Source organism: Chelatococcus asaccharovorans (genome assembly GCF_003201475.1).
GTDB classification, from domain to species: Bacteria; Pseudomonadota; Alphaproteobacteria; order Rhizobiales; family Beijerinckiaceae; genus Chelatococcus; species Chelatococcus asaccharovorans.
Genome location: NZ_QJJK01000003.1, coordinates 485819 through 504166, shown reverse-complemented (window position 1 = coordinate 504166; position 18348 = coordinate 485819). Strand labels below are relative to the sequence as shown.

The 18348-nt window shown below is 63.0% G+C and carries 18 protein-coding genes; 9 read left to right on the top strand and 9 right to left on the bottom strand.

The annotated features are described in order from the left end of the window. Positions 1-16: 16 nt before the first annotated feature. From C7450_RS33915 to C7450_RS09725, 4 genes are all read right to left on the bottom strand, one after another. The gene (locus C7450_RS33915; protein ID WP_170147164.1) at positions 17-2527 is read right to left on the bottom strand and encodes an ABC transporter ATP-binding protein/permease; all 2511 of its coding nucleotides are present in this window, start codon (positions 2525-2527) and stop codon (positions 17-19) included. Further along, on the bottom strand, positions 2524-3501 hold the full coding sequence (locus tag C7450_RS09730; RefSeq protein WP_170147163.1) for an ABC transporter permease: 978 nt from the start codon (positions 3499-3501) through the stop codon (positions 2524-2526). The genes C7450_RS33915 and C7450_RS09730 overlap by 4 nt, the downstream gene beginning before the upstream one ends. A gap of 228 nt (positions 3502-3729) precedes the next feature. Beyond that, the gene (locus C7450_RS33510; RefSeq protein ID WP_146227307.1) at positions 3730-4047 is read right to left on the bottom strand and encodes a hypothetical protein; all 318 of its coding nucleotides are present in this window, start codon (positions 4045-4047) and stop codon (positions 3730-3732) included. A gap of 128 nt (positions 4048-4175) precedes the next feature. After that, complete coding sequence (locus C7450_RS09725) at positions 4176-5876, bottom strand: ABC transporter substrate-binding protein (protein ID WP_110374227.1); 1701 nt, start codon at positions 5874-5876, stop codon at positions 4176-4178. Positions 5877-6103: 227 nt separating this feature from the next. Between C7450_RS09725 and C7450_RS09720 the strand changes: the two genes are divergently transcribed. Further along, positions 6104-6658 (top strand): hypothetical protein, encoded by a 555-nt coding sequence (locus C7450_RS09720; RefSeq protein WP_342588494.1) that lies wholly within the window; start codon positions 6104-6106, stop codon positions 6656-6658. Next, positions 6658-7296: a hypothetical protein gene (locus C7450_RS09715; RefSeq protein WP_110374225.1), complete on the top strand. Its 639-nt coding sequence runs from the start codon at positions 6658-6660 to the stop codon at positions 7294-7296. Before C7450_RS09720 ends, C7450_RS09715 begins: the two co-directional genes overlap by 1 nt. A gap of 41 nt (positions 7297-7337) precedes the next feature. On the opposite strand, the gene C7450_RS09710 is transcribed toward C7450_RS09715, so the two are convergent. Next, the gene (locus C7450_RS09710; protein WP_170147162.1) at positions 7338-8429 is read right to left on the bottom strand and encodes a LacI family DNA-binding transcriptional regulator; all 1092 of its coding nucleotides are present in this window, start codon (positions 8427-8429) and stop codon (positions 7338-7340) included. A gap of 424 nt (positions 8430-8853) precedes the next feature. On the opposite strand from C7450_RS09710, the gene C7450_RS09705 reads away from it, so the two are divergent. From C7450_RS09705 to C7450_RS09675, 7 genes are all read left to right on the top strand, one after another. Then, positions 8854-10173, top strand: coding sequence for an aspartate aminotransferase family protein (locus C7450_RS09705; RefSeq protein WP_110374223.1), 1320 nt, complete (start codon positions 8854-8856; stop codon positions 10171-10173). 31 nt (positions 10174-10204) lie between these two features. After that, a complete protein-coding gene (locus C7450_RS09700; RefSeq protein ID WP_110374222.1) occupies positions 10205-11065 on the top strand; it encodes an amidohydrolase family protein in 861 nt (286 codons plus the stop codon). A gap of 82 nt (positions 11066-11147) precedes the next feature. Then, positions 11148-11933: a transporter substrate-binding domain-containing protein gene (locus C7450_RS09695; RefSeq protein ID WP_110374221.1), complete on the top strand. Its 786-nt coding sequence runs from the start codon at positions 11148-11150 to the stop codon at positions 11931-11933. Positions 11934-12039: 106 nt separating this feature from the next. Then, a complete protein-coding gene (locus C7450_RS09690) occupies positions 12040-12756 on the top strand; it encodes an amino acid ABC transporter permease (RefSeq protein WP_110374220.1) in 717 nt (238 codons plus the stop codon). Next, positions 12749-13402 (top strand): amino acid ABC transporter permease, encoded by a 654-nt coding sequence (locus tag C7450_RS09685; protein WP_110374219.1) that lies wholly within the window; start codon positions 12749-12751, stop codon positions 13400-13402. The genes C7450_RS09690 and C7450_RS09685 overlap by 8 nt, the downstream gene beginning before the upstream one ends. Further along, the gene (locus C7450_RS09680; protein ID WP_110374218.1) at positions 13383-14111 is read left to right on the top strand and encodes an amino acid ABC transporter ATP-binding protein; all 729 of its coding nucleotides are present in this window, start codon (positions 13383-13385) and stop codon (positions 14109-14111) included. The genes C7450_RS09685 and C7450_RS09680 overlap by 20 nt, the downstream gene beginning before the upstream one ends. Before the next feature lie 46 nt (positions 14112-14157). After that, the gene (locus C7450_RS09675; RefSeq protein WP_110374217.1) at positions 14158-15312 is read left to right on the top strand and encodes a mandelate racemase/muconate lactonizing enzyme family protein; all 1155 of its coding nucleotides are present in this window, start codon (positions 14158-14160) and stop codon (positions 15310-15312) included. Positions 15313-15668: 356 nt separating this feature from the next. On the opposite strand, the gene C7450_RS09670 is transcribed toward C7450_RS09675, so the two are convergent. From C7450_RS09670 to C7450_RS09655, 4 genes are all read right to left on the bottom strand, one after another. Next, positions 15669-16052, bottom strand: coding sequence for a CrcB family protein (locus C7450_RS09670; protein ID WP_110374216.1), 384 nt, complete (start codon positions 16050-16052; stop codon positions 15669-15671). 9 nt (positions 16053-16061) lie between these two features. Then, the gene (locus C7450_RS09665) at positions 16062-16448 is read right to left on the bottom strand and encodes a fluoride efflux transporter FluC (protein ID WP_110374309.1); all 387 of its coding nucleotides are present in this window, start codon (positions 16446-16448) and stop codon (positions 16062-16064) included. Between the two features lie 90 nt (positions 16449-16538). Beyond that, entirely contained in the window at positions 16539-17171 is a 633-nt protein-coding gene (locus C7450_RS09660) for a hypothetical protein (protein ID WP_110374308.1), read from the bottom strand. A 121-nt stretch (positions 17172-17292) separates the two neighbouring features. Further along, a complete protein-coding gene (locus C7450_RS09655) occupies positions 17293-18333 on the bottom strand; it encodes a hypothetical protein (RefSeq protein ID WP_110374215.1) in 1041 nt (346 codons plus the stop codon). Between the last annotated feature and the right edge of the window lie 15 nt (positions 18334-18348).

Sequence of the window (18348 nt, the reverse complement as noted above, 5' to 3'; positions counted from 1 at the left end):
CAGCTCTTCCTTTTAATCAGGCCGCGGCGATCAAAGCGCGCGTATACGCGTTCTGCGGGGTCTGGACGATGGTGTCGGCCAGTCCCTCTTCGACGATTCGGCCCTGGCGCAACACGGCGAGGCGATCGCAAAAGTGGCGGGCCAGCGCGATATCGTGGGTGATCAGGAGAAAGGCCGTAGCGTTCTCGCGCGCGAGGCTCTCCATCAGGTCCATGATCTCCATCCGCACCGATTGATCGAGCATGGACGTGGGCTCGTCGGCGATAATGAGCTTGGGACGGACGACCACCGCTCTGGCAAAGGCGACCCGCTGCCGCTGCCCGCCCGACAGGGCGATCGGCAGACGGGAGATGAAGGCGCCGTCATGGGGCAGTTTCGCAGCCGCCAGCGCGGCGCGAACCTTCGCGTGGATGACGGCGGGGTCGCGCTCGCCCCGGATGCGCAAGGGCTCGGCGACGATGTCGCGCACGGACATGCCGTTCCGTAGGCTCTGATAGGGATCCTGAAAGACCAGATGGATCGCCTCGCTCATGATCTGGCGGCGGCGCATGCCGAGCGAGGCGATGTCTTTGCCCTGGCAGAAGACGGTGCCCTCATCGGGTGGCAGGACGCCCATGCACAGGCGGGCGATGGTCGATTTGCCCGCCCCGCTGCCGCCCACCAGGCCCAGTTTCTCGCCAGGCGCCAGAGTGAGCGATACGTCGTTCAAGGCCTGGTGCTCGCCGGCATCCGCGGCGCCCAGGGAACGGCGGCGAAAGGTCTTCGATACGTTGCGCAATTCGATGAGCGGCGCCTCCGCAGGCCCGCTCGTATCGGCATGGGCTTGCCAACGCCTGTCCCCGACAAGTGCGGGCAGGCTCTCGAAGAGCGCGCGCGTGTGAGTGTGGCGTGGGGCGCGGCGCAATGCGTCCGGCGCGCCTTCCTCCACGATCGTCCCGCCGCACATGACGGCGAGCCGGTCGGCATGGCGCGCGATCAGCGGCAGGTTGTGCGTGACGAACAGGATCGAGAGATCAAGCCGCCGGCGCAAATCGAGCAGCAGCGCCATGATGTCCTCCTGCACAAGGACGTCGAGGCCCGTCGTGGGCTCATCAGCGATGACCACCTCGGGACGGTTGCAGAGCGCGATGGCGATGACGGCGCGCTGGCGCATGCCGCCGGAGAGCTCATGCGGAAAGCTCAAGGCGTGCCGCGCCTCCAGGCCGACCGACAGGAGATTCTCGACGATGGCGGCCTCACGCGCCTCCGGTGGGCGCCTCCCGCCCTGATCCAGCGCTTCGCCGAGCTGGGCGCCTATCGTCAGCACGGGGTTGAGGGCGTTCATGGCGCTTTGCGGAATAAGCGCGATACGCCGCCCGCGCAGGCGCCGCATCGTCGCGTCGCTGGCCCGCAGAAGATCTTCGCCATTGAGCCAGATGGCGCCGCGCGTCACGCTGGCCGAGGGGCGCAGGAGCCGCAGAATGGCCATCGACAGCGTCGTCTTGCCCGAGCCGGATTCGCCGACAAGGCCAAGGAGTTCGCCGCGCCTGAGGTCGAGATCGACGCCGTGCACCACCTCATGACGGCCGAACTCGGAGTCCCAGGAGACATGCAATTTCTGAACCGACAGAACCGCGCCAGGACGGGGCGCCGCCCCGGCGGGGCGTTCGATCGGCCGCGCCAGCCGCCTGCGGATGCGGGGGGCGAGCGAGGCATCGTAGCCAAAGCCGATCAGGGCCAGCGACAGCACGGTGAGCGAGACGGCGAGGCCGGGCGGCATGACCCAGTAGACCCAGGCGCCGGTCAGAAAGGCCGTGCGGGCATTGGCGTGGAACAGGATGGAGCCCCAGCTGTTCTGCAGGGGGTCGCCGAGGCCAAGGAAGCTCAGCGAGGTCTCGACCAGGATCGCGTTATGGGCGATGCGAACGAACTGCGGCACGATCAAGGGTGCGAGCTCGGGAACAAGATGGCGGATGCCGACGAAATAGCCGCTGGCGCCCATCGCCAGCGACGCTTCAACGAAGGCGCTGGATCGGATCTGCAGGATCTGTGCGCGTAGCTCGCGCACGGACGGCGCCCACATGACGAAGGCGATGACGAGCACCTGGGTCCTTATCGACGCGCCGAAGAACACGCCAAGCACGATGACGAGCGGCATGAAGGGCAGGCACAGAATGATGTCGACCAGCCGCATGATGAGACGGTCGATCAATCCGCCGTTGAACCCCGCCACGACGGCGATGATCGTCGCCAGGAGTGTCGACAGGACAGCCACCGACAGCCCGACGGCGAGTGAAATCCGCGCGCCGTAGAGCAGCTGCGAGAACAGGTCCTGGCCGGCGTCGTTGCAGCCCAGGAGATGGGCTGCGGTCGGCGTCGCGAAAGGCCTGCAGACACTATCGCGGGGCGCATAGGAGGTCAGCAACGGCGCGCATATGGCGCTGAGCATGATGACCGCGAGGATGACCATGCCCACGCGCTGGACCTTGCCGGTCAGCGTCTCGGCCGGGGCGAGAAAGCGGCGGGTGTCGACATAGCGCTCGCTCATGCCGGGTCACCTTCGGCCGTGCGCGGGTCGACCAGCGGATACATGAGGTCGGCCGCAAGATTGGCGAGGATCACGCTGAGCGATACGAGAATGAAGATGCCTTGCAGAAGGTTGTAGTCGCGTGCGTTGACCGCCATCACGATCAGGCTTCCGAGGCCCGGATAGGAGAACACGGTCTCGATCACCAGCGCGCCGCCCACGAGCGATCCGATGCTCATCATGACATTCGTCACCAGGGGCAGGAGCGCGTTGCGGAAGGCATGGCGGAAGAAGATGCGCTGCTCGCTGAGCCCCTTGGCGCGGGCAAAGGTCACATAGTCCTGGTCCAGCGCCATCATGGTCGCCGAGCGCGCAATGAGCAGCACGTTGGCCGCCATCACGAGGCCCAGCGCGAGCGTCGGCATGACGAGCCGCTTGGCGACCCCGACATACCAGGCCCAGCTGCCGGACGGCGTGCCGATCGGATAGGCGCCGTAGGAGGGTAGCCACTGCAGGGTGGTGGAGAACAGGATGATGAGCATCATGGCCAGCCAGAACGGGGGCAGGGAGCCGACGAAGAGCACGCCCGAAATGGTGGCGAGATCCGCGGCGCGCCCCCGCCGCCAGGCCGAATAGGCGCCGAGCAGCGAGCCGACGACGGTGCTGAAGAGGAGCGCGCCGCCCATCAGCAGCAGCGTCCAGGGCAGGCGTTGCATCAGGACCTGCGACACCGGCATGCCAAGCACGATGGAGTTGCCGAGGTCGCCGTGAATAAAGCTTGTCAGATAATGCACATATTGCTGCCAGAGCGGCAGATGCAGATCAAACTCCTCCATGATGCGCTCAATCTGGTCTTTCGTCATGTTCTCCACGACGTCGGAGCCCAGCAAGGCATTGATAGGGTTTCCCGGCGCGAGGCGCGGCAGGAGAAAGTTCGCTGTCAGGACGACAAGCAAGGTCACCGTGTATTGTAGGGCTGTGCGAAGATAATACATCGGTGAAAGCCCGTTCATCCGAGATGAGAGAGGATCTCCCATCTCCCATTCTGGATAGTGCCGATGAATAGCCGGAATTGGGTAAACCCGATTTCGGAGTGAAGCCCAGGGATACCACCGTCATCACCGGGCTTGTCCCCGAGATCGGATTTATCCGAATTTCGGCTTTTGGTCAGGAACTCGGCAACAGCCGAGTTCCTGTGATCTCGACTAGAAAGACGCTTCTATTCATCGGGATGGCAACGGAACTCGGCTGTTGCCGAGTTCCGCGTTGGATAAGTTGAAGTCGGGCAAGCCCGACTTCAACGGAACTCGGCTGTTGCCGGGTTCCGCGTTGGATAAGTTGAAGTCGGGCAAGCCCGACTTCAACGGAACTCGGCTGTTGCCGGGTTCCGCGTTGGATAAGTTGAAGTCGGGCAAGCCCGACTTCAACGGAACTCGGCTGTTGCCGGGTTCCGCGTTGGATAAGTTGAAGTCGGGCAAGCCCGACTTCAACGGAACTCGGCTGTTGCCGGGTTCCGCGTTGGATAAGTTGAAGTCGGGCAAGCCCGACTTCAATGACAGGCCCGGCCATGACAGCTCCACTAGAACCAATAACTTGCTAGTGGTTTTCTTGACTCCGACATTTGCTCCGAGGGTGCTATCGGGCGGATGCAAATGTCGGAGCAGAACCACTAGTGCGGGAACTTCGCGTCGAGCGGCGCTGTCGTGCCGATGCGGCCGGCCTCCGGCAGGAATGAATATTTGTGGAATATTCCATAGCCCGACGACGAGGCATAATTATCGTAGGACTGCCAGCGATAGGCAAACAGGCCGTCGGGATACCAGAGCATGAAGCGGCTCGGGTACTTCACCTCATAGGCCTGCAATTCGAAGCTGGCATCCTTGCGCTTGTCGCGCGTATCGGCCTCCCACCACTTGTTGTAGAGGGCGAGCCGCTCCGGCTCGCTTTCCAGCAGCTTCCTCATCTGCGAAGACGAATAGAACTGCATATACTGGTCCTGATCGGCCAGGCCGTGCGGCGTGATTTCCGAGATCGCGAAATCATATTGACCGGAATTGGAGAGATTGGCGAAGGTCGCCGCATCAACAGCCTCGACATGGGACTTGAAACCCACGTCGGCGAACTGCTTCACCATCAGCTCGGCGGCACGCACGTGCAGTGGCTGATTTGTCGATACCAGAATGCGCCAGTCGATCGGCTTGCCGTCGGGCATGTCGCGGAAGCCATCCTTGTCCTTGTCGACGAGGCCTTGATTATCAAAACCCTTTCTGGCCAGGGCTGCGTCATAGGGCACGGCCAAGCCTGGTTTCGTCCAGGTGCTGTCGAGATGCGGCCAGCCATGCTTGCCGGATTGGGCGCGGCCCAGCATGATGCGCTCCACCATGGCGTCGGGTTGGATGGCGAGCGACAAGGCGTAGCGCAGGTCGCGATTGTTGAAGACGGGCAGATCGAGATTCATCTGCATCCAGGTTCCCCAGAGGCTGGGCGCCTGCGCGATCTCGATGGCCGGGTCGTTCCGCCATTGCTCCACCAGTTCGGGGGGCATGGCCCGGGCGGCGCCGTCGATCTCGCCTGACTTCAAGGCCGCGAACATCGTCTGCGGATCCTTGATCATGATCAGGGTCAGTTCATCGACAAGCGGTTTGCCGGCCCAATACTGATCATGGGCGACATAGTGGTAGTACTCGTCCGCCTTGTAGTCGACCAGCTTGTAGGGACCGGTGCCGATGGCCGGATCGGTCAGGCTGCGCGGATTCTTGATGGTCTCCCACTGCTTCTTTTGCAGGATTGGGAGCTCCGGGGCCGTCACCAGGTCGAAGTTCGGCATCGGCCGCTCGCTGGTGAAGCGTATGCGGGTCGGGCTGATCTTCTCGATTTTTTCGACGCGCGGAACATCCGACACATGATGGGTCCAGCGATTGGCCGGCCCGTCCCGGTAATATTCATAGGTGAAGACAACGTCGTCGACGGTCAATTCGCTCCCGTCGTGGAACTTCACGCCCTGCCGGATCTCGGCTTCCCACACCCGTCCGTCAGCCGTCACGGGGACGACCTCGGTGGCCAGCCAACTGCGGCCCTTGCTGAGATAGGGAGAAGGCTCAAGCAGCTTGTCGAGGCTGAGATACAACACCCAGTCGTTCCAGGAATTGCCGATCGTGTAGGTCGTGATATTGCCAGCCGGGTTCCAGATGCCGATGCGCAGGTGCTTGGCGGTCTTCGGCCCGTCGTGATCTGTCGCGCTCAAAATGCCGGCGGCCGTATGCCTCTCACTGGTCGCGACATGCGGTCCATCGTGGGCGGCGACCGGCGCCGCCGCTGACAGCAGGGCGGAAACAGCTGTGGCGGTTGCGAGGCGTGAGAGCACTGTCATATCCGGAACCTTATCCAGGAGGGATGCGCTTCCAGGTTTTGACGGGCCGGCGGGGGTCAACGAAGCGTTGTGCTCATTTATCGCTATGTATTGCAATCGTCAAGAAAGGATGACATTCCATCGATATTGAAATTCACGGTGCCGCCGGTGGCGGAAGATCGGAAAAAATAATGAGCGTGCTCTTTATACATTCACATTATAATTATTATAATGAGACGAATAGTGCGATGGGCCGCCAAGATCAGGCCAATTCGGTGCTCTCCGTTCGCGAATTGCAGCTCACGGAACGACATTTCCAGGAAGCGACGGGGCTGATTACCACGACCCATCTCGATCAGATCGGCTTCCTGCGCTTCCGCGATGCGGTTGAGGACCTGCTGGATCGCGGCGGGCGCTGGATTTTCAACGGCCATGTCATGAGGCCGCTGGTTGACGGGCTGCGCAACTACGTGCCGCTTCCAAGCCAGCGGCGGGCGGACCTTGACCAGATCCGCCTCCATCCCCATCCCATCTTTGCCGGCATCGACCAGAAGGCGCTCGAGGAAAACCGCGGGGTCGCGGGCTTCTACGGGCGCGGGCACAACCCGATGCCGGAGGGTGCCCTGGCGATCAACGGAATTGGCCCCGAACAGGTTGCGGTGGACTGGGTCTGGGCGAGGCCGCGCGGCGGCGAGATCCTCTCGCACGCGGGCAACGAATTCTGGGGCTGCGGGGATGATCCCGCATTGAAGGCGGAGCTGCTTGATCGCGCCGTCAAATGGGTCGAAGGAACATTGAACTGATGAGCGTCCTGGCCATTCATCCCGGTACATATTACCACATACAAAGCCTCGAGCACGCACCCTTCGCGCCGTATTTCGACGCGCTGGTTCGGCCGGAAAACCTGGGTTGGGGGGAGCTGGAGCGCTACGACGTTCTCTTTATCCCCTGCCGCACCCCTGCCGACCGGATTCTCCCGCACAGGGATATCCTGCAGCGCTATCTCGATGAGGGCAGGACGATCATCTCCACCGGTGAGAGCCACAGCGAGCTCTATCTGCCCGGCGTAAGTTTCACGCCGCAGCCAACCAACTGGTGGTGGTGGCTGACCCCGGGAGCCGACCTCGGTGTGCGGGCCGTGAATACCGATCACTCCCTCTTCCGTTACCTGCCGGAACAGGACCTGACATGGCATCTGCATGGCTGGTTCGATGCGCCCGAAGGCGCGACGGTGCTGGCCGTCAACGAAGCCGGCAAGCCGATCCTCTATGTCGATGACGTGAGCACCAACGGCCGCCTCATCGTCACGAGCCTCGATCCGCTGTTTCATCATGGTTCGCATTTCATGCCCGCCACGACACGCTTCCTGAACGGGTTCCTGCCCTGGATGCGTGATCACGCCCGGCGCCGACCGCCGGAGGGCGAGGGTCCACAGGGATGATCAGGGGCGGGGAGCCGGCGCGGGATGCAGGCCGGCGGTGATCAGCTCGTGGTGCCGATCATCAGCGCGGTGGGCAGGGTGATCGCCCGGGTGTCGAAGCTGCCGGTTTCGATGCGCTTCACCATATGGTAGGCGCCGAGCTGGCCGAGCTCGAAGGCCGGGGAGCGCACGGTGGTGAGGCGCGTGCCGAAATAGTCGATGAACTCCAGTCCGTTGAAACCGGCCACCATGACGTCCTCGGGGATGCGGACCTGCCGGCGCGTCAGCAGGCGATGGGCGGCGATCGCCATCTGATCGTTACCCGCGAAGATGGCATCGAACTGCGCGTTGGAGGCGATGAAGCCCTCGAGCGCGCCCTGGGTCGCACTGGCCGACTCGTCGGTCGAGGTCAGGACCGTCAGTTTCGAACGCGTGCGCGATGTCTCGATGAAGCTGCGGGCGCCAGCGACACGCGCCTGCATGGCCGGCCAGTCGAGCTCCGGCACGATCGCGACGATATGCCGGGCGCCCCGCTGCACCAGATGCTCGCAGACGCCCCGGCCGCCCTCGAAATCATCCTGGCGCAGGGAGCAGATGTCGCCTTCAGGGTCGGGCTCCGGCTGCTGGAACATCACGATCGGTTGGCCCATGGCCTTCAGCGTTCCGCGGAAGGCGGTGTTGGCCATGAAGTTGCCGGACATCAGCACGCAGAGGCCGTCGGTCTGCAACTGCTGAATGAGCGAGGCGCTCGCCAGATCGTCCACATGGAGCCCCTGCAGGACCAGCGAATAGCCGCGCTGATTGAGGCCGGCGCAAAGCCCGTCGATCAGGCTGGTGATATAGGGGTCCGCCAGGAAGCGGCGCCCGTTCTGCACAACGAGCATGCCGACGGCCATCCGCCGGTCTGTCCGCAGCGAACGCGCCGCGATGTCAGGCCGATAATTGGCACGCTCGACGGCCTGAAGCACGCGGTCGCGCGTCTCCTCATTGTAGCCCCGGAGCGTGCCGTTGACGACATTCGAGACGGTCATCGGCGACACGCCCGCCAGGCGCGCCACGTCCTTCAAGGTCGCGCGGTGCCGCGGACGGGCCTGGGGGGATGCTGCTTCGCGGGTAGGGGAGGTGCTGGCGGTATCGCGAGGGGGCATGGACATCCGGCATTGCGTCCGGTCACCTGCTGCCGGATCAGTTGGTGTTACGTTAAATTTATTTCTGACGGACGGCAAGTGCCGGACATCCCGGGGCGGTCGTCCCGTCGACCGGATTCTTGAGAAATCCTTGGGATTTCTTGACGATTCCATCCCCGTTCAGTCGCTCTCGCGGCGGGGACAGCCGGGGTAAGTTTGGCGTTGACTTAACGTTAAATCGTCGCTTAAGGTAGTGATAACCAGAGCGGACAGCAAAGCGACCCTTAGAAACGGCCCCGAGAACGGCCCGCGTCGTTCACAGCAATCGAAGACAGTTGATCAGTTGCCGTAGAGAGCAACGTTGCATGGTTGTGTCCCCAGTACTGTAACGTAACACACCCTGACAGCCCGTAATTCATTACGCTGGCTCATGGACAATCAGGAATGCCAAATGACTGAGACTGTGGCGGAAGCCGTGGCCAGACGACGCCAGTATATTGCCGGCGGCACCATGTCCATCAATCGCGCGATAGGCCCCGCGAAGCTTTTCGTGCGCGCCAAAGGCGCCTATATCTGGGATGCTGAAGGAAATGCCTATATCGACTACCATGCCGGCTTTGCGCCGTATCTGTTCGGTCACGGCGATAAAGACATCGATGATGCGGTGATTGCGGCGATTGGCAGTGGTGCGTCGCTGATCGGCGCCGGTACCATGCCCTGGGAAGCCGAAATCGCCGAAATGCTTGTCGAGGCGGTGCCTGGACTTGAGCAGATCCAGCTGACCAGTACGGGATCGGAGGCCGTTTCCTATGCGCTGCGGCTCGCCCGCGCGGCCACGGGTCGCGATACCGTGGTCGTCATGCAGGGCGGCTACAACGGCTGGTCGGACTATGTCTCGTATAATCTCATGGATCCCGGGGATGTCGTTGCCGACCACCGGGAGGGCGACGAATATCCGCTGCGCGTGACCACCGCCGGCATCCCCAAGGTGATCGATACCACCGTCCGGGTGATCGAATACAACGATCTCGCGGCGGCCGAGCGTGTGCTTGCCCGTGGAGACGTGGCGGCCCTCATCCTGGAACCCGTCCTGCAGAACGTCGGTGTGGTGAAGCCGCTGCCGGGCTATCTCGAAGGCCTGCGCGAGCTCTGTGATCGCTACGGCACCGTGCTGATCTTCGACGAGGTGAAGACCGGATTTCGCCATGCGCTTGGCGGCTACCAGGCCATCGCCGGCGTGCGGCCGGACCTGTGCACCTTCGGCAAGGCGGTTGCCAACGGATATCCCATGGGCGTGGTCGGCGGCCGGCGCGAGATCATGGCGCTCTGCAACGACCCTGACCCCGGCCGGCGCGTGATCATCGCCGGGACTTACAACGGCCATCCCGTCAATGTGGCGGCGGCCCGCGCCAGCCTGCTGCGTCTCAAGGCGCGCGAGCGGGACGTCTACAGCGAGCTCGAGCGCCTTGGTGCGCGGATGCAGGCGGGCATTGAAGCGATATTTGCGCGGCGCAACTATCCCACGACCTTCGTGCGCCAGGGCTCGGCCTTCGCCCTGTATTTCATGGATCACGCACCGCGGAACTGGCGCGATATCGCGCTCCACAATGACAATGAGCGCGATCTCGCCTACCGCAGGGCGATGATCGAGGCCGGGGTGTTCCATTTCCCTGCCGCCACCAAGCAATCCAGCATATCGCTCGCCCATACGGATGACGACATCGATCGCACGCTGGCGCTCACCGAAGACGTTGTTCGTACACTGGGCTGAAACAAGCAATTCAGGGATGGGAAGGTGGCTCATGATCGTCGATTGCCATGTCAATATTTGGGATGATGAGCATGTCTTGCCGCATTATGTGAGCGGCACGGCGATGGCCCGGCACGGAACGATCGGCACCGTCGCCGATATGGACACCGTCTATGCGGCCATGGGTGGCGTCGACAAGGCCATCCTGTTCAGCCTGCGCTACCACGACAGCGCCGGCATCGACGGGAACGACGAGGTCACGGCGCGTGCCGTGGCAAAATATCCCGACAAGTTTATCGGCTTCGCGGCCGTCGACCCGCGCCGCCCCGATGCCATGGATCTCCTGGTGCATGCGGTCGAGGACCTGCATCTCAAGGGCGTGAAGTTCGGGCCGATCTACAACGGCGTGTCCCTGCTCGACCCGCGCATGGTCCCCGTTTACGCGTATTGCGTGAAGCACAACCTGCCGCTGACCATGCATATGGGAACCACCTTCGCGGCCGGTACGCCGATCCAGTACGGCAAGCCGACGGATGTCGACGAAATCGCGCGGCGCTATCCCGACCTGAAGATGATCATGGCGCATCTCGCCCATCCCTGGGCTGAAGAATGCATCGTCATCTGTCGCAAGAACGCCAATGTCTATACCGAAGTCTCGGCGATCTTCTATCGGCCGTGGCAGTTCTGGAACAGCCTGATCGCCGCCCAGGAATATCGCATCACGGAACGTAACAAGATCTTCTGGGGCACGGACTTTCCCTTTGCGACGGTCGCGGAATCGATCGAAGCGCTGCAGACGGTCAATCGCTTCGTCGAAGGCACGCCGATGCCGCGGGTCAGCCAGGAGACAATCGACCATATCCTCTATTCCAACCCGCTCGACCATTGGTGGCACGGCGGATTTCCCGGCTGAGCGGTTGCGCTATTCAGCGCGCCGCCCATCCCGAGACCCTGCCCGATAGACGGCCAGAACCAGAACATGGAAGGAACACAAAGTGCTTAGATTGTTCTCAGCCTTGCTTGTCCCTCTCGCCTTCGTCGCGGGCGCATCGGTTGCCCAGGCCGAGGGTGCCCTTGATCGTATCCTCTCGAAGAAGAAGATCGTCATCGCCGTCCAGAATGACGTCGCGCCCTACTCACTGCTCGATTCCAACAACAAGCTCGACGGCCTCGACATCGAGGTCGGACGGCAGATCGCCAAGGATCTTGGCGTCGAACCGGAGTTCGTCGTGGTCACGGGTGCCAATCGCATTCCGGCGCTCGTCACCAACCAGGCCGACATCACCATCGCGACGCTGACCCTCACGCCGCAGCGCGCCGCGGTCGTCAGCCTGACGGCGCCCTATACCGCCGTGCCCCATGTGGTCGTCGGGCGAAAGGGCAAGGAGATCAAGAACTGGAAGGACATGAAGGACGTCAAGATCGGCGTGCCGCGCGGCAGCTTCCAGGATCAGTACGTGACGCAACTCGTCGGCGGCAACAACATCCGCCGCTTCGAGGACGACGCCACCACCTTCCAGGCGCTGGCCTCCGGCCAGGTCGATGCGACGGCCCTGGGCATCACGGTTGCGAACGCGATCATCGAGAAGAACCCGGATCTCAACCTGGAGATCAAGTTCGAGGGGGCGATGACCTACCCGACCATCGGCACCCGCCACGCCGACTATGACCTTCGGCATTGGATCAATACCTGGATCTTCTACCACAAGACCGACGGGTTTCTTCAGGCCATGCACAACAAGTGGCTGAAGATCGACATGCCGGAACTCCCTTCCTATTGAGCGCGTGAAAGCGCTGATCTCAAGGGTGCGAGCGGCTTACGCAAACCGCTGATCGCGCCGTCCCGAGTGACACGGCCCAACATCATCCAGGCACGGGGGCGATGACGTGACCTATCAATTCCAGTTCGGCGCGGTCTTCGCCCGTGCCGAACTGCTGATCGACGGCTTTCTGCTCACCCTGCAGCTGACGGTCCTGACCGGCCTCATCGGCCTCATCCTGGGGCTGAGCTGTGCCGTCATCCGCACCTATGGCCCGCGACCGGCGCGCATGGCCGTCGCGACCTATGTCGAGATCTTCCGCAATACGCCGTTTCTCGTACAGTTGTTCCTCATTTTCTTCGGCATCCCGGAGATCGGCAAGACCTTCGGCCTGCGCTGGCTGCCGTCGCCCTATATGGCGGGCCTTGCCGCGCTCTCGGTCAATATCGGCGCCTATGCCACCGAGATCATCCGGGCCGGTCTTCAGTCCGTCCATCGCAGCCAGGTCGAGGCCGCGGAATCTCTCGGGCTGACCCGCTGGCAGGTCATCCGCTATGTCATCCTGCCGCCCGCCCTGCGCAACGTCTATCCGGCGCTGTCCAGCGAATTCATCCTCCTGATGCTCGGCACCAGCGTCGTATCGGTGATATCCGTCGAGGAATTGACGGGAACAGCCAATCTCATTCAGTCGGAAACCTACCGGACATTCGAGACCTATGCCTTGATCTGGGTGATCTATTTCGCGCTCGCGCTCGTGCTGAAAGGAATACTCGACGCCATTGCCGCGCGTTTCATCGGCCGGCAGAAGCCGCCGCCCGCCGCAGCCGGTGCCGCCCATGCGTAGCTTCGGCCTCAACGATGTCTGGTATCTCCTGATCGCGACGCAGTGGACGATCTATCTGACAGTCGTCGCCTTCCTGGTCGGCGGCGCGCTCGGGTTGTGGCTCGCCGTCGTGCGCACGGGAGGCTCTCGCTTCGGCAACGGGCTTGCACTCGTCTGGATCCGGTCGTTCCAGAACACGCCGCTTCTTGTGCAGCTCTTTCTCATCTACTACGGCCTCGGGCTGTTCGGCTTTCGCCTGCCCCCCTTCGTCGCAGCCGCCGTCGGGCTCATCTGCTACGCCTCGGCGTTCCTGGCCGAGATCTGGCGGGGGTGCATTCTCTCGGTGCCCCGCCAGCAATGGGAGGCGGCGGACGCCCTGGCGCTGACCCCGTGGCAGATCCGCTGGTATGTCATCCTGCCTCAGGCCCTGCGTATCGCCATCCCGCCGACGGTCGGTTTTCTCGTCAAGCTCATCAAGAACTCGTCGCTCGCAAGTGTCGTGGGCATGACGGAGCTGATGCGCGCCGCCACCGCGATCAACAATGCCACCTACCAGCCGTTCAAGGTCTTTCTCTGCGCGGCGATCATTTATTTCCTGCTGTGCTTCCCCTTGACGATGCTCAGCCGGCGTTTTGAAAGGCAACTCGATGTCAGCACTCGCGGTTAGCGGTGTCTCGAAGCGCTTCGGCAGTCTTCAGGTGCTGCGCGACATCAATCTCAGCCTGGAAAAGGGCCAGATGCTGGCGCTGATCGGCCGCAGCGGTTCGGGCAAGAGCACGCTGTTGCGCTGCATGAACGGCCTGGAGCGCATCGACGCGGGCCACATCACCATCGGCGGGCATGCCTTGAGCTATGCGCCCGCCGCCCTGCGTCGGCTGCGGCAGGATGTCGGCATCGTTTTCCAGGCTTACAATCTGTTTCCGCATCTCACCGTTGGCCGCAACATCATGCTGGCGCCAAGGCTCGTGCTGCGCTGGCCGTCCGCGCGGGCCGAGGCGCGGGCGCGCGAGGTCCTGGCGACCGTCGGCCTGTCGGAGAAATTCGACGCCTATCCGAACCAGCTCTCCGGCGGCCAGCAGCAGCGGGTCGCCATTGCGCGGTCCCTGGCCATGGCGCCGCAGGTGATGCTGTTCGACGAGGTGACCTCGGCGCTCGATCCGGAACTGACCGGCGAGGTGCTCATCACCATGGAGAATTTGGCACGATCGGGCATGACGATGGTGCTCGTGACCCACGAGATGAGCTTCGCGCGGAGCATCGCCCATATCGTTGCCTTCATGCACGACGGCCGCATCCACGAGATCGCACCCGCGAAGGACCTGTTCGCGCGGCCGCGCACCGAAGAGCTGCGCCGTTTCCTGTCATCCACCTTGTGACTGCATCCTGCAACTGCATGCTGTGATCGCCCATACGGAGGCTTCAATGAAAATCACCCGGATCGAACCGATCCTGCTGACCGCGCCCCTCGACAGCGGGCCCGTCGCCTGGTCCGGCGGCCATATCCCGATGTTCTGCGCCTGCCTCGTGCGGGTGCATACCGATGCGGGCATCACCGGCCTTGGCGAGACCTATGGCGGGCTGTTCGCGCCTGAGGCAGCAAAGGCCATCGTCGAGCACTACGAGACCATGGCGGTTGGCCTCGATGCCAGCGATGTGGGCGGCGTTTGGAGCCGCCTCTACATGGGCGGCTTGTTCTGGGGCAGGGCAGGCTTTGCGGTCAGCGTGCTCAGCGCCATCGAGATGGCCCTGTGGGACATCAACGGCAAGGCGCTCGATGTGCCGGCCTACAAGCTCCTCGGCGGCAAGGTGCATGACCGCCTGCGCATCTATGCGTCCGGCGGCCTCGACGGCACGGCTGACCAGTTTCGTCGCGAGCTCGAGGGCTATGTCGAGAGCGGCTTCACGGCGGTGAAGATCCGCGGCGGTTACGGGCCGCGCTACGATGGCGCCCGCGCCGCGCTTGCCCGCGAGACCGTCGGCCCGGAACGCTATCTCATGATGGACATGGTGCAGGGGCACAATCCCCGGCCCTGGAGCGCCGCCGAGGCGATCGTCGTGGCGGAGGCGGTTGCCGATGCCGATCTCACCTGGCTCGAGGAACCCTGCGCCGCCTATGATTACGACGGCTATGCCAAGGTCCGCGCCAAGGCGCGGATGCCGATTTCCGGCGGCGAAAGCTCAACCACCCTGCACGAATTCAAGCATTTCTTCGACCGCGCCGCGCTCGATGTGGCGCAACCCGATGCGGCCCATTGCGGCGGCATGGCCGAGTTCTGCCGGATTGCAACGGCCGCCAATGCCGCAGGCGTGCGCATCGTGCCCCATGCCTGGGGATCAGGACCGGCGCTGACCTCGAACTACCATGCGGCCTTCACCACGGCCAACTGCTTCATGGTCGAGTTTCCGACCATCGAGAACCCGCTCCGCCATGCGCTGCTGGTCGAGCCGCTCAACGTGGTCGATGGCTTCCTGCTGCCGCCGACAGCCCCCGGGCTCGGCCTGCACCTGACCGACGACGTCATCGCCCGCTATCCCTTCAATCGCGATGCGGTGGTGCGGCCGCGCTTCGAGCATTAGAGCAAGCTGTATTTGGATGGAATCCCACGGTCATCCCGGGGCGTTGCGCAGCAACGAGCCCGGGATCCATGAACACGCGGCCCGAGAAAAGACGCATCGGACTGTGCCTCTCTGGTAGACCATGGTGTTCACGGGTTCCGGGCTCGGGCCTTTCGGCCCGCCCCGGAATGACACGGTGGTTCCGTATAAAATCAGCATGCTCTAGCTAGAGCAAGTCCGTCGGTTGCGGACTTGCTCCACTTAAAATTGACGAGAAAATTCATCGGCTTAGATGGTGTCAGACGATTCCATCTAAGCCGGATTTGCTCTAGCGGTTCAGGCAACCGGGCAGGCCTGGGTTATCGCGGCAACGGCCCTCAGGATTGGCGGCCCTTGCCGCATTTCATGCCCAGCGTCACCGCGCCATAGCCGATGACGAGGCTGACGCCGACATAGATGGTTGCGACGACCGCGGATTGCGTGGAGGCGCCCATCAGCACGACCGCGCCGTAGACGAAGCTGGAGAACGTGGAAAGGCCGCCCATGACGCCGGTACCGACCAGGAGGTTGGTATCGTCGCTGATCACCCGGCGCGTGTGGAGCGCGGTGACAAGGCCGAGGAGGAAGGCGGCGGCGATGTTCGCCACCAGGATATCGAGCGGGAAGTTGTCGGAAAGATGCGGCGTGCCGAGCATCAGCAGCTCGCGGACAATCGCGCCGATCGCGCCGCCGATGAAGACCAGAATGATTGAATTGATCATCGGCGCCTCTCATCCCTGCCAAGAGGCGAGCTCGGCGCCGAGAGCGGCGGCTGCCAGTCCGAGCCCGACGGACAGAAGGAGGTAGAACAGCGCGCGGCGGGGTGCCGTTGCAGCCAGTTTGACGGCGTCGAGCTGCATGCTGCTGAAGGTGGTGTAGCCGCCGAGCCCGCCGGTCAGCACCGCCGCGATGATCGCCGTGCTGTAGCGGTCGCGCCAATCGACGCCGATCAGGACCGACAGGTATCCGATGACAAAGGCACCGGATACATTGATCAGAAACGTCGCGAGCGGAAAACCGCCATGATAGCGCTCGCCGACCATTCGGCCGATTGCCCATCGAAGGACCGAGCCGAGGCCTCCGCCCAGACCGACCCATGCGAAATCGAGTGCCATCATCCCGTGTTTCCTCACCGTGCTGCGCAGGTACAGGCGCGCATCGAAGTTCGGTTGGCGGTCGCGATGGGCCGGGCCGGCCGTCGCGGTCAATCAGGACTTGAGGAGCGGATCCGGATTGAAATCATGGAGCGGTACATCCGCGACGCCCCAGCTGCGCTTCACGACGTGGAAATGGACGTCGCGCGCGCTGTGGCGCTTCAGGATATCGACGATCTCGGCGTCCTTGGACGGATCGGCGGCGTGAACCCAGAGGATCAGCCCACCGTCCTGGATCTGCTGCTGAATGCGCTCGGCATGGCGGCGGCCAAAGGCGCGCGCGAAGACGAGGCCGAGGGCGCCGCCCGTCAATCCGCTGCCGCATACGACTGCAATCGTCGGAATGAGCGCGGCGCCACCGGTGGCAACGATCGCCGCCGCCCCCGCACCGGCGACATAGGCCGGCACCCCGACCATCGCAGCCAGACCTTCAACACGCGAGTCGGATGACACATAGGCCTTGCGCTCGACCCCGTCCTTGTCTTCGAGCTCTTCGGTGGTGACGGCCCCGCTTTGCACACGCGCGGAATCGGCGAGAAGGCTCAAGTCTTCCTGCGGCACGCCCGCCTGCAGCAGCTCGTCAACAGCGGCGTTCAACGCCTTTTCATCGTTGAAGACGGCGACGGCTTCACGCTCCTCATAAATGCGTTCGCCGCTGTCGTTGTCTTTGTCGATATTCAGAACCATCACCATCTCCCGAGCGCCGGCGCGGCATCAAGTCTATTTGGATTATCCCAAACCCGTAAGGCAAAACAAACTCTGATGTAAGTTCGATTTTGTTGCCGCAGATCGGTTTCCGGCTTGATCCTTACGTGGCGAGGAGATCGCGCGGCGTGAGCGTCGCGTCGGCGATCTGCTTGAGATAGGGGGTGTATTCCGCGCGGAATGCGAGATATTGGCGCAGGCACCGGTTCCGGTCCTCGGCGACCGGTAGCCCGGCCTTGACCATGGCGTCATAAACGCGGTTGAACTCCGCCACCTTGGGCGGCTCGGAGGCGGGGATCTCCTCGTCGATGACCGGAGCGCGCCCGGCCAGTTGCAGGGCGAGCAGCTGCAGCGTGCTGATTCCCAGAACCCTGCACATGCGCACGGAATCCGGCGTGCCCTGTTGCAGGCAGGACATCACAAGCGACGTCGCGTCCAGGACGGTGGAGGCGGCGACGACCCAGGACTTTCCTTTGTAGATCGACGGAACATAGGCCAGGATGGGTGATAGCGTATGGGTTTCGCGGACACAGCGAAACCAGTCTTCCCAGTCATCCCATCCCTGCTGAGCCTGCGTCTGCCCGCTGGGACCGTGAAGCCAGTATAAGAAGCGCTCGGCGGTCGGATCTTCGTTCGTGCGGGTGTAGAGCCATCCGACCTTGCGTTCGCGCGTCTGTACGGAGGCCTGATAGCCCGGAACGAAGGTGAAGAGCAGAATGACGATGGCAAGGCCGATGGCAGCCTGAAAGATCGCCAGATACTCGCCGACGAAGTTGCTGGGCGTCAGAAAGCCCAGCGTGCTGAGAGCGGATCCGCTCGCGCTCAACGCGCGCCATATATTCGGCTCGATCCGGAGGCCCCAAAGGATGCCGGTAAAGGCGAGTTGCACGAGCAGGAACCAGATGATGACGCAGGTCAGGATGAACAGCGGCATGATCCACGCCTGAGCCTGCTGGATGCGGTCGTGGTCGTTCTTCTTGCCGATGACACTATGAACGATCGCGACGGCCCCGTGGCGGGCGCTGCGCTCGATGATGTCGCTCGACCGTGAATTGAGCAGCGTGACAACGACCATCGACCGAAAATAGACCATCAGCAGCAGGGCGCCACCGAGAACGGCCAGCACACGCAACGCAATTTCCATCGTTCCTCATCTCCT